General features: G+C 74.7%; 11 protein-coding genes. 5 read left to right on the top strand and 6 right to left on the bottom strand.

Going from position 1 to position 10,871, the window contains the following annotated elements:
- Positions 1–57: 57 nt before the first annotated feature.
- On the top strand, positions 58–987 hold the full coding sequence (locus OH807_RS26210; RefSeq protein ID WP_218201876.1) for a cellulose-binding protein: 930 nt from the start codon (positions 58–60) through the stop codon (positions 985–987).
- A gap of 193 nt (positions 988–1,180) precedes the next feature.
- On the opposite strand, the gene OH807_RS26205 is transcribed toward OH807_RS26210, so the two are convergent.
- Positions 1,181–1,501: a hypothetical protein gene (locus OH807_RS26205; RefSeq protein WP_406203140.1), complete on the bottom strand. Its 321-nt coding sequence runs from the start codon at positions 1,499–1,501 to the stop codon at positions 1,181–1,183.
- Positions 1,498–2,292 (bottom strand): alpha/beta fold hydrolase, encoded by a 795-nt coding sequence (locus OH807_RS26200; RefSeq protein ID WP_406203138.1) that lies wholly within the window; start codon positions 2,290–2,292, stop codon positions 1,498–1,500. The genes OH807_RS26205 and OH807_RS26200 overlap by 4 nt, the downstream gene beginning before the upstream one ends.
- 92 nt (positions 2,293–2,384) lie before the next feature.
- On the opposite strand from OH807_RS26200, the gene OH807_RS26195 reads away from it, so the two are divergent.
- Positions 2,385–3,389 (top strand): ABC transporter ATP-binding protein, encoded by a 1,005-nt coding sequence (locus OH807_RS26195; RefSeq protein ID WP_406203136.1) that lies wholly within the window; start codon positions 2,385–2,387, stop codon positions 3,387–3,389.
- A 1-nt stretch (position 3,390) separates the two neighbouring features.
- A complete protein-coding gene (locus OH807_RS26190) occupies positions 3,391–4,155 on the top strand; it encodes an ABC transporter permease subunit (RefSeq protein WP_406203134.1) in 765 nt (254 codons plus the stop codon).
- A gap of 24 nt (positions 4,156–4,179) precedes the next feature.
- Here OH807_RS26190 and OH807_RS26185 read toward each other — a convergent pair whose 3' ends face one another.
- The gene (locus OH807_RS26185; protein WP_406203132.1) at positions 4,180–4,503 is read right to left on the bottom strand and encodes an ATP/GTP-binding protein; all 324 of its coding nucleotides are present in this window, start codon (positions 4,501–4,503) and stop codon (positions 4,180–4,182) included.
- Positions 4,504–4,731: 228 nt separating this feature from the next.
- Here OH807_RS26185 and OH807_RS26180 point away from each other — a divergent pair, with 228 nt between their 5' ends.
- Positions 4,732–6,039, top strand: coding sequence for an LLM class flavin-dependent oxidoreductase (locus OH807_RS26180; protein WP_406203130.1), 1,308 nt, complete (start codon positions 4,732–4,734; stop codon positions 6,037–6,039).
- Positions 6,040–6,127: 88 nt separating this feature from the next.
- On the opposite strand, the gene OH807_RS26175 is transcribed toward OH807_RS26180, so the two are convergent.
- Positions 6,128–6,520: an SCO5389 family protein gene (locus OH807_RS26175; RefSeq protein WP_406203128.1), complete on the bottom strand. Its 393-nt coding sequence runs from the start codon at positions 6,518–6,520 to the stop codon at positions 6,128–6,130.
- A gap of 489 nt (positions 6,521–7,009) precedes the next feature.
- On the opposite strand from OH807_RS26175, the gene nucS reads away from it, so the two are divergent.
- The gene (gene nucS / locus OH807_RS26170) at positions 7,010–7,669 is read left to right on the top strand and encodes an endonuclease NucS (protein ID WP_406203126.1); all 660 of its coding nucleotides are present in this window, start codon (positions 7,010–7,012) and stop codon (positions 7,667–7,669) included.
- A gap of 36 nt (positions 7,670–7,705) precedes the next feature.
- On the opposite strand, the gene OH807_RS26165 is transcribed toward nucS, so the two are convergent.
- The gene (locus OH807_RS26165; RefSeq protein ID WP_406203124.1) at positions 7,706–10,072 is read right to left on the bottom strand and encodes an ATP-binding protein; all 2,367 of its coding nucleotides are present in this window, start codon (positions 10,070–10,072) and stop codon (positions 7,706–7,708) included.
- Positions 10,073–10,224: 152 nt separating this feature from the next.
- Entirely contained in the window at positions 10,225–10,569 is a 345-nt protein-coding gene (locus OH807_RS26160; protein WP_406203122.1) for an STAS domain-containing protein, read from the bottom strand.
- Positions 10,570–10,871: the final 302 nt, after the last annotated feature.

Below are 10,871 nucleotides of genomic sequence, written 5' to 3'. Positions count from 1 at the left end.
CGTGTCAGGATTCCCTCAACCACCTCAGCGGTTTGACGACAGGAAGCCCAGAACCCCATGAGCGACAGTCACTCCCCTCACGGCTTCGACCTGGTGCGCCGTGGGTACGAGCGCGCCCAGGTCGACGAGCGGATCACCAAGCTGGTGGCCGACCGTGACAGTGCCTTGACCCGGATCAGTGCGCTGGAGAAGCGCATCGAGGAGCTCCACCTGGAGACCCAGACCGCCCAGGCGGCGGTCACCGAGGCCGAGCCCTCCTACGCCGGTCTCGGCGCCCGGGTCGAGAAGATCCTGCGGCTGGCCGAGGAGGAGGCGAAGGACCTGCGCGACGAGGCCCACCGCGCCGCCGAGCAGCACCGCGAGCTGGCCGAGGCCGCCGCCCAGCAGGTCCGCACCGAGGCCGAGAACTACGCCAAGGACCGCAAGGCCAAGGCCGAGGACGAGGGCCTGCGGATCGTCGACAAGGCCAAGAGCGACAGCGCCCAGCTGCGCGCCGAAGCCAACAAGGACGCCCAGAACAAGCGCGAGGAGGCGGACGCCCTCTTCGAGGAGACCCGCACCAAGGCCGCCCAGGCCGCGCTGGAGTTCGAGACCAACCTGGCCAAGCGCCGCGAGCAGTCCGAGCGCGACCTGGCGGCCCGCCAGGCCAAGGCCGAGAAGCGCCTGGCCGAGATCGAGCACCGGGCCGAGCAGCTGCGCCTGGAGGCCGAGAAGCTGCGCACCGACGCCGAGCGCCGCGCCCGCCAGACCGTCGAGACGGCCCAGCGCCAGTCCGAGGACATCGTGGCGGACGCCAACGCCAAGGCCGACCGGATCCGCAGCGAGTCCGAGCGCGAGCTGGCGGCGCTCACCAACCGCCGCGACAGCATCAACGCCCAGCTGACCAACGTCCGCGAGATGCTGGCGACGCTGACCGGCGCGGCCGTGGCCGCCGCCTCGCTGCCGAACGACGACACCATGGGCGTGCCCGCCCAGCAGTCGCGCTGACGCCGCTGACGGGCCCTCACCCTCCGGGGTGGGGGCCCGTTCCGCTGCCCCGGGCCGCTGCGCCGCACAGCCGGTTCCCCTGCCCCGGGCCGCTGCGCCGCCCTGGCGGCCCCCTGGGCCGCGCCGCGTGCGGGAGGGGAGGGAACGGGGCCCCCGCCCCTCCCGCACGGCCACGGACAGCCCCCGGGCGCCGTCAGCGCGGGTAGGCGCCGTCCGGCCGCTGGTGGCCGCAGCTCAGCTGGTTGCCGTCGTCGTCCGAGACGGTGCCGAACCACGAGGTGCACCAGACCGACACCGAGTCCGGCCAGTACTGCACCTCGAAGGGGTGCCCGGGGCCGTAGTCGCCGTACGAGGTGACGATGAAGGTCTCGCCCGGGCGCAGCCAGTAGTCCTCGCCGAGCGGCTCCAGCGTCAGCTCCACCAGGCTCTCGCCGCGGTTGGTCACGGGCATCCGACCGGAGACCTCCAGCGCCGAGAAGTCCCAGCTGCCCGGCTCCGCCTTCCGCTCGCTCATCCCGCCACCCGCTCCAGCAGCCGGCGGACAGCGGCGTCGAACGCCTCCGGTGCCTCCAGCGCGCTCAGGTGCCCCACGCCCGGGAGCACGGTCAGCTCGGCGTCCGGCCGCGCCCGCACCATCAGCTCGGCCTCGGCGAGCGGGACGAGCCCGTCCTCCTCCCCGGCCACCACGGCGGCCGGCACCCGCAGCCCGGCCAGGACGTCCAGGCCGTCCGGCCGGGCCGCCATGGCCCGCTGCGCCCAGGCCACCGCGGCCGGCGGCGCCGCGGCGATCATGCCCTGCACCCGGTCGACCAGGTGCAGGGAGGCCGGGCCGAGCTGGCCGGCCGCCGTCTTCTCGTCCAGCAGCAGCCGGACGCTGTCGCGGGCCAGCACCGCGGCGGCGATCCGCTCCCGGTTGGCCCGGGCCGCCGCGGTGTCGGCGGTGGCCCGGGTGTTGGCCAGCAGCAGCCCGGCCAGCCGGTCCGGGTGGCGCCGGGCGAAGGCCAGCGCCACGTAGCCGCCCATCGACAGGCCGCCGACCACCGCCCGGTCGATCCCGGCCGCGTCCAGCAGCAGGGCGAGGTCGTCGGCGACCGCGTCCAGCGAGGGCTCGTCGGTGCCCAGCGCGGTACCGCCGAAGCCGCGTTGGTCGGGAGCGATCACCCGGGCCTCGTGGCCGGTCCGTCCGGGCAGCGTGTCCAGCTGCGCGGACCACATCGAGGCGTTGAGCGGAAAGGCGTGCAGCAGCACGAGGGGTGTTCCGGTACCGCTCTCGCGGACGGACACTGCGGAGGGGAGCTGGGTCATGGGGCCACCGTATTGCGGTGCGCCCGGCGGGCCCACTCAGCGGGCCACCCCGTCCGCTTTGTCATAGCCTGACGGAGAGTAAGGGAGCGCGAATGATCGAGTTGCACGGCCTGACCAAACGCTACGGCAGGACCCTCGCCGTGGACCGGCTGAGCTTCCAGGTGCCGCAGGGCGTGGTCACCGGTTTCCTCGGCCCCAACGGCGCGGGCAAGTCCACCACCATGCGCATGATCCTCGACCTGGACCGGCCCACCGCCGGGCGGGTCACCATCGACGGCAAGCGGTACGGGCAGCTCAGCGAGCCGCTCAAGTACATCGGGGCCCTGCTGGAGGCCAAGGCCGTCCACCCCGGCCGGACCGCCCGCGACCACCTGCTCTGGCTGGCGCAGAGCAACCGCATCCCGGCCGGCCGGGTGGACGAGGTGCTCGCCCTGGTCGGCCTGACCGCCGTCGCCCGCAAGCGTGCCCGCGGCTTCTCGCTCGGCATGGGCCAGCGGCTCGGCATCGCCTCGGCGCTGCTCGGCGACCCCGAGATCGTGATGTTCGACGAGCCCGTCAACGGGCTGGACCCGGAGGGCATCCTCTGGATCCGCAACCTGATGAAGCGGCTCGCCACCGAGGGCCGGACGGTCTTCGTCTCCTCGCACCTGATGAACGAGATGGCCGTCACCGCCGACCACCTGGTCGTCATCGGCCGGGGCCGGCTGCTCGCGGACATGTCGATGGCCGAGTTCATCCGGCACAACTCGCGCTCCGCCGTCCGGCTGCGCACCCCGCAGCCCGAACGGCTGCTGGACGTCCTGGCCGGCGCCGGGTTCCGCCCCGAGCCCGGCCCGGACGGCTCGTACGAGGTGGTCGACGGCGAACCGGCCGAGCTCGGCGAACTGGCCGCCACGCACGGCGTGGTGCTGCACGAGCTGAGCCCCCAGCAGGCCTCGCTGGAAGAGGCGTTCATGCAGATGACGGCCGACTCGGTGGAGTACCACGCCGGGGACGGCGAGGGCCGCGACGCGGCCGGCGCACCCGGCGCCTGGGGCGCCGGCTGGAAGGGCGGTACGGCACCGCAGCCGGCGGCCAGTGGCACGGAGGAGAACTGAGATGGCGTCCTTCCCCGCGGTCCTGCGCTCCGAGTGGACGAAGATCCGCAGCGTCCGCTCGACGGTCTGGACGCTCGCGCTGGCCTTCGTGGTCACGCTCGGCGTCGGCGCCCTGCTCTCGCTGCTGACCAACAACAACTTCGAGGAGTTCCGCAGCGACGACACGCCCTTCGACGCCACCGGGACGGCCTTCTCCGGCATCATCCTCGGCGAGCTGGCCATCATCGTCTTCGGCGTGCTGGCGATCGGCAACGAGTACAGCAGCGGGATGATCAGAGTCACCCTGGCGGCCGTCCCGCAGCGCGGCACGCTGCTGACCGGCAAGGCGGTGGTGCTGGGCGGCCTGGCCTTCGCGGTCTCGCTGGTCACCGCGTTCGTCACGTTCTTCGTCGGACAGGCCCTGCTCGGCGACCACTCCACCAGCCTCTCCGAACCGCACGTGCTGCGCGCGGTGTTCGGGGCGGCGTTCTACCTGACGATGCTCTGCCTCTTCTCGGCGGGCGTCACCGCGATGCTGCACAACCAGACGCTGGCGCTCGGCGTGCTGGTGCCGTTCTTCTTCCTTCTGTCGCCGATCCTCTCGGCGGTGCCGAAGGTCAAGACGCTGGCCCACTACTTCCCCGACTACGCGGGCTCGCGGATGCTCCTGGTGTACGAGCAGCACGGCCAGCCGTACGGGCCGTGGGCCGGCTTCACGATCTGCCTGGCCTGGACGCTGGCCGCGCTGGCCGGCGGCGCGCTGGTGCTGAAGAAGCGCGACGCCTGACCGGCCCGGACCACCGCGGCGCCCTCAGTACCTGGGGGCGCCGCGGCCGCGCTGGAGGTTGGACGCCCGGCGCTCGCGGGCGCCCCAGCAGGCGCGGTGCCAGTGCCGCCGGTCGTCCACCCCGGCGCCGTACTGCGGCCAGGCCACCACGTGGCCGACGCCCGGCGGGATCTCCTGGTCGCAGCCCGGGCAGCGGTAGAAGCGGCCGGCCGTGCCGGCCACGGTCTGCACGACCCATTCGTCGCCCTGGTAGCTCTCGGTGCGGCGCAGCGAGCCGCCGAGCGGGGCGGCCGGCTCCGCCGCTCCACTGTCGGCGGCGCTCTTGATCCGGTTGCGGCGGGGCGACACGTCGGGCTACCTCTCTGCGGGGGCTCGGAACCGTTCCAGCCTACGGCCGGAGGTCCGTGCCCAGGGCCACTATCACGGCATCGTCCGGCACTTCGGCGTTTCCCGTGATATCCACCCGATCTTCCGCGAAATTCGTGGTTCGGCGTGCCATTGGCACATGACATCGGTTACTCACGAGGGGACAGGCGGGGCCCGCAGACCCTGCGCGCACCCGATGGAGGCCCAAGGATGACCAAGACCAGCGCCCGAGCCGAGACCCGCCGGCCCGTCGGAGTCCGGCCGCCCGCCCCCGGCCCGGCCCTGGCGGCCGCCCCGGTGACCACGACCGCCGCCACCGCCCTGCCCGTACCCGCCCGGGCGGGCGCCCTGCCCGCGGACACCGCGCCGGTACGGGTCGGCGCCTTCCTGCTCTCGGCGCAGTTCCCCGGGCAGAGCCACGCCGAGGTACTCGACCGCACCGTACGGGCGGCCGTCGAGGCCGAGCACGCGGGCCTCGACAGCGTCTGGCTGGCCGAGCACCACTTCGTGCCGTACGGGGTCTGCCCGAACGCGGCGACGCTCGCCGCGATGCTGCTCGGCCGCACCCGCCGGATCGGCGTCGGCACGGCGGTCAGCGTGCTCTCCACCGCCCACCCGGTCGCGCTCGGCGAACAGGCCGCGATGCTGCACCTGACCTCCGGCGGGCGGTTCACGCTCGGGGTCGGCCGCGGCGGGCCGTGGATCGACCTGGACGTCTTCGGCAGCGGCGTGGAGGCCTTCGAACAGGGCTTCCCCGAGCGGCTCGACCTGCTGCTGCGCTGGCTGCGGGGCTCCCGGGTGGGTGCGGACGGGCCGCAGTTCAGCTTCCCCGAGGTGGCCGTGGTGCCGCGCGCCACCGAGCCGCCGCGCCGGTCCGAACTCGGCTCCTGGCTGGGCATCGGCGAGCGGTCGGGGCAGCTGCGCTTCCCCCGTCAGCGGACGGACGCCGACGGGCCGGGCGAGGAACTCACCGACACCGGACGCCCGGTGGCCGGCCCGCCGATGGTGGTCGCCTGCACCTCGCCCGGCGGGGTCCGGCTGGCCGCCGAGCGGGGGCTGCCGATGCTGCTCGGCATGCACTCCGGCGACGAGGACAAGCTGCAGATGCTGGAGCTGTACCGGGCCGCCTGGCTGGCCGCCGGACGCGGCGAGGAGCAGTTGCGGCGGGTGAGCCGGCAGCACGTCGCGGCCGGCGTGGCCCAGGTGGACGACCGCACCTCGGCGGCCCGGGCCACCCTGCTGCGGGCGATGCCCGGCTGGTTCGAGTACGGGCTCGGCGCGCACCGCACCGTCGACGGCCGGGAGCGCAAGATGCGCGACCCGCACCAGTACACCGAACTCCTCTGCGACCTGCACGCGGTGGGCACGCCGAAGCAGTGCGCCGACCGGCTGCTGGCCACCGCCGAGCGGACCGGGATCCGCCGCTTCGCGCTGCTCGCCGAGGGCAGCGGGGACCACGGCGCCACGCTGCACAACATCGCCCGGCTCGGCTCGGAGGTGCTGCCGCAGCTGGGCTGAACCCGGCCCCGACGGCCCGGGCCGCCCTGCCCCGGTCGGGGGCGGGGCGGCCCGGTGGCGTGCCGACGCCGGGGACGCGCGCTCCGGGTCAGCAGTCCCGGAGTTCCTCGGACTGGTTGAGCAACTGCTCCCGGACGGACGTGAAGCGGTCGAACCGGGCCGTGTTGGAGTCCGACGGCAGGAACACCGCCACCCGGTGACAGTTCTGGAAGGCCAGCCGGACACCGAAGTGGCGCTGCAGCGCCCCCCGGATCGCGTCGCTGGCGAGGGCCCGGAGGAGCTGGCCGCGGGCCTGCTCGCTGGGCGGCGGAACGTGGTTGTCGGCGAAGTCGGTGCCGTCGACCTTCGCCTGGGCGACCAGCGAACTGATCAGCTCCCAGGCGTACGGCAGGGAGACGCGGACGCAGTCGACGAATTCCCGCTCGTCGACCTCGCCCCGCTCGGCCTTCTCCAGCAGGGCCGGTGAGACGTCGAGCGACATGGATTCTCCTCTCGCGGTCCACCCGCGCGGCGCCCGGGTGGTGATGCGTAGTCCAAGCTGAGGGTGAGGGTGGGCTTACCGCGCGTAATGTCCGGAACGCCGACGAAACGGCTGTTTCCGGCACCGTGCGGGGGGGCGTCGGCGCCGAGGACCTGTCGAGGGACGTGTCGGCGGCGCCGGGCGCTCAGAACAGCGTGGCAGTCAACGGAGGGCCGGGCCGGTCATTCCTTCGGATTACTCCGGAAATACGCCCCTGCACACCGGATTGGCCGGATCCCGTTGGACCGTTCATCTGAAGTCTCCGTCCCCGTTGACAGCGATCCTGCGAGCGCGCCGTCACACACCGTAGCGGCCCGAGGGCATGGGCGCCAGAGTGCGGACAGGGGTTGGCCGGATCGCGGAACCTCCATCGTCGCGGGGTTCCCGGATTCTTCACCCGGCCGTCGCGGAATCGCATCAACTGGCCCCAGTGGGCTAGCGTGGTCGACCGTGCGTCTCGTAATTGCCCGCTGCTCAGTCGACTATGCCGGTCGGCTCTCCGCCCATCTGCCCTCCGCCACCAGGCTCATCCTGGTCAAGGCCGACGGCAGCGTCAGCATCCACGCCGACGACCGTGCCTACAAGCCGCTCAACTGGATGTCCCCGCCGTGCGTCCTCAAGGAGGCCGACGGGACCTGGACGGTGGAGAACAAGGCCGGCGAGAAGCTCATCATCACGCTGGAGGAGGTGCTGCACGACTCCTCGCACGAGCTCGGGGTCGACCCCGGCCTGATCAAGGACGGCGTGGAGGCACACCTCCAGGTGCTGCTGGCGGACCGGATGGAGGTGCTCGGCGCCGGCTGGTCCCTGATCCGCCGCGAGTACCCCACCGCGATCGGCCCGGTCGACATCCTCTGCCGCGACTCCGACGGTGCCACGGTCGCCGTCGAGATCAAGCGCCGCGGCGAGATCGACGGCGTCGAGCAGCTCACCCGGTACCTGGAGCTGCTCAACCGGGACCCGCTGCTCGCCCCGGTCAAGGGCATCTTCGCCGCGCAGGAGATCAAGCCCCAGGCCCGCGTCCTGGCCACCGACCGCGGCATCGGCTGCGTGGTGCTGGACTACGACGCGCTGCGCGGCATCGACGACGACAAGCTGAAGCTGTTCTGACCCGGATCGTGCCGATCCGGGCCCTGCCCTGATCCGTCAGGTCGACGACGCAGGCGCCGTCGGGCTCGCCGAGCCCGACGGCGTCGCGCTTCCCGAGGGGCTCGCGGTCGTCGGCGGCGGGGTGGTCGGGGTGGTCGGCCCCGGGGTCGTCGGGGCTCCCCCGCCGGTCTGGCCGCCACCGGAGCCGCCGTTCGCGCCGCCCGGGCCGGAGCCGCCGTTCCCACCACCGTTGCCACCGCCGGCCGAACCGCCGGGCGGCGGCGGGTTGCCGCCCGCACCGCCCGCCGGCGGCGCGGTCCGGTCCGGAGTGGGCGGCGCCGTGCTCTCGCCCGCACTCGGCGACCGGCTCGGCTTCTTCGACGCGGACGGCGAACGCGACGTGCTGCCGCTGCTCGACGACGGCTCCGGCGCGGTCTCCTCCGCCGCCGGGGCCGACGCGCCGTCCGGGCTCCCGGGGCCGCCGGAGACCGTCGCACCGGGGCTCGGGCTGGACCGGGGCGACGGCACGCCCGCGGGCACGCCGGTGCCGTCGTCCGAGCTGCTGTGCGGGTCGGTGCCGCGGTGCTCCTCCGGGCCGGCGGCGCTCAGCCCGACCGCCGTCCCGAGGACGCCGAGGGCCAGCACCGCGGCCGAGGCCGCGATCGCCGTGCGCCGGCTGCGGCCGGCCGTCCCGGGGGTGCTCTTGAACCGCCACGGCACCTGCGCGATGGCCCGGATGACGGGGCGTCGCGGCGGCACCGGACCGGCCGGCGCGGCGGGCAGCTGTCTGCCGTCGGCACGCAGCAGGTCGAGCATCCGGCCGGCGCCGGCGACCCCGCGGGGTTCGCCGAGGGCCGCCCGCACGGTCAGCGCGGTCTCCAGCTCGGCGGCCGCCCGGCCGGGCTCCCGGACGCAGATCGCGTACACGCCCAACTCGTGGTGGAACCAGGCCTCGTCGGCCCGCGAGCCGGTCTCCCGGGCGGCCTCCAGGCCGAGCACCAGGGCGCGCTCCCAGGCCCCCCAGCGCAGCGCCAGGGCCAGCGCCGGGGCGGCGGCCCTGGCCAGCCGGACGACCGCTGCTGGCCGGCCGGCGGCCCGGTCGGCCAGCAGCACGCCGATCACCACCTCGGCCTCGGCCGCGATCTGCCCGGTGGAGACCGAGCTGTGCCCGACCCACCAGGCGAAGTGCTGGGCAGCGCCGTCGACGCTGCCCCGGGCCGGCCAGTGCGGGGCGAGCAGGTCGAGCGCGCCCGCGGTGAGCCGGTGGTGCCCGCCGATGGACACCGCGAGCCCGGCGTCGGCGAGTTCGTGCAGCGCGCCCTCGCCCTGGCCCACGTCGATCAGGGCGGGCAGGTGCGGGGCGGTCGGGCACTCCCCGCCGAGCGCCACGGCGAGCCGCAGGACGGCCTGGGCCGGCTCGCTCAGGCCCTCGGCGAGCCGGACGGCGGGCGAGGCGCTCTCCGCGACGGACGGCAGCGGGACGGTACGGCGCAGCTCGCCCTCGCGAACCGCCGGATCCGGGTCCTGGGAGGGCTCCCGGACGGCGCCGAAGACGTCCAGCCGGTCCTCCTCCGCGGCGACCAGCGCGTCCACCGCGACGTCGCGCTGCCGCAGCAGCGCGGCGGCCTGGACGAAGCGCAGCGGGAGTCCCTCGGACTCGAACCAGAGGTCGACCGCCCAGGCCTTCTCGGTCGCGTCCAGCGGGCGGCCGGCCAGCCGGGCGGCCAGCGCGAGGCAGGCCGGGCGGGAGAGGCCGGCGACCAGGTGGTCTTGGAGTCGGGAGTCGGCCGGCAGCGGCGGGCTCTCCGGCGCGACGGAGAGCAGGAAGGCGCAGTCGGGGGCGGCGGCGAGCAGCTGCTCCAGCTCGGGCCCGGCCGGTTCGACCTCGTCGATCACCACGATCGCGCCGACCCGGGCGAGGTACTCGGCCAGCCCGTCCGGGTCGGGGCGGAAGTCGGGCGCCCGGTGGGTGGCGGCGAAGAGGTCCTGGAGCAGGTCGGCGGCGGTGCGGCGGTGGCCGCAGAGCTGGACGACACCGCCGGGGGCGAGGTCCCCGGCGGCCTCGGCGACGGCCGACAGCAGGGCGCTGCGCCCGGAGCCGGCCTGGCCGACCAGGCGTATCGAGCGGCCTTCGGCGAGCAGCCCGAGCAGTTGGGCGATGTCGGCCTCGCGGTCGAGCAGCGGCAGGTCGGCCGGCCCGGCGCCGAGGGCGAGCGGGCCGACCGCCCGGCCGGCGCCGCCGGCCGGGCCGCGGGCGGGCTCGGTGCGCTCGATCCGGCGCGGGCGGGGGCGCCACTCCTCGGGGCAGGGGCGGACCTCGGAGCCCTCGGGGGTGCCGACGGTCACCAGCAGGCCGCCGGAGACCAGCTCACCGCCCCGGGTGCGTACGGCCTCCTGCCGGAACTCACCGGATGGCTGTCCCACGATCTGCTCCGCCCCTGCTCGACCGACGACTTGCTGCGGCCGCTCCGGGGCAGGCCGGAGCTTGACCCGGCGGCCGTCTTCTGACGGCAGACTCTTGCACATCCGCGACCGGCCGCACAGCGCGGTCCCCCGCCCGGGGCGGGGAGGGGTCGTCAGAGCACCGGCCCCAGTGCGGGCAGGCCCGCCCCGCGGGGCTCCGCCACGACGCCCTCGACGGCGAGGATGCGGTGCAGCCTGGTGGCCACCAGGAGCCGCTGGAGCTGGGCGGGGACGGAGCGCAGCACCAGCCGGCGGCCGATCCGGCCGGCCCTCCGGTGGGTGCCCATGATCACGCCGAGGCCGGTGGCGTCCCAGAACTCCAGCCGGGCAAGGTCGAGGACGAGGTCGCCCCGACCGCCGTCGACGGCCTGGTGCAGCCGGACCCGCGCGTCGGCGGCGGTGCGCACGTCGAGGTGGCCCTCGATGGCCAGCGCGGCGTGGTCGCCCGTGATGCGCATGGTCTCCTCCTCCGCCTGGCGGGTCAGTGGTGTCGGGTCCTCCTGCCCCGGCCGCGCCGGGCCCGGGAGCGGGGGCCGTCCGGGCGGGCCTGAGGCCCCGCGCCCGGGACCGGCCGCAGCAACGCCGGCGCGGGTCGGGCTCCCCCTCATCTGACGGTGAACCAGGTCCGCAGGTTGCTGGTTCCGGCCAGATCTGAAGCAACTTCACTCGTCCGAGGGAATATACGCAGGAAGTCTCCACACCTACGCTCGATTACCGCCCAAATCACCCGTCTGCGGCACCCGGCGTGAGGAAACTCACC

The sequence above is a fragment of the Kitasatospora sp. NBC_01560 genome (genome assembly GCF_045208415.1).
Lineage (GTDB): Bacteria > Actinomycetota > Actinomycetes > Streptomycetales > Streptomycetaceae > Kitasatospora.
Note: the sequence above shows the minus strand (reverse complement) of the source record. Positions and strands in the feature narration are given on the sequence as shown.

Bases quoted from the DNA above. Each gene is read 5' to 3' on its own strand.
- OH807_RS26210 (WP_218201876.1), top strand. From the start codon at position 58: ATGAGCGACAGTCACTCCCCTCACGGCTTCGACCTGGTGCGCCGTGGG.
- OH807_RS26205 (WP_406203140.1), bottom strand. From the start codon at position 1,501: ATGAGCGAGCGGAAGGCGGAGCCGGGCAGCTGGGACTTCTCGGCGCTG.
- OH807_RS26200 (WP_406203138.1), bottom strand. From the start codon at position 2,292: ATGACCCAGCTCCCCTCCGCAGTGTCCGTCCGCGAGAGCGGTACCGGA.
- OH807_RS26195 (WP_406203136.1), top strand. From the start codon at position 2,385: ATGATCGAGTTGCACGGCCTGACCAAACGCTACGGCAGGACCCTCGCC.
- OH807_RS26190 (WP_406203134.1), top strand. From the start codon at position 3,391: ATGGCGTCCTTCCCCGCGGTCCTGCGCTCCGAGTGGACGAAGATCCGC.
- OH807_RS26180 (WP_406203130.1), top strand. From the start codon at position 4,732: ATGACCAAGACCAGCGCCCGAGCCGAGACCCGCCGGCCCGTCGGAGTC.
- OH807_RS26175 (WP_406203128.1), bottom strand. From the start codon at position 6,520: ATGTCGCTCGACGTCTCACCGGCCCTGCTGGAGAAGGCCGAGCGGGGC.
- OH807_RS26160 (WP_406203122.1), bottom strand. From the start codon at position 10,569: ATGCGCATCACGGGCGACCACGCCGCGCTGGCCATCGAGGGCCACCTC.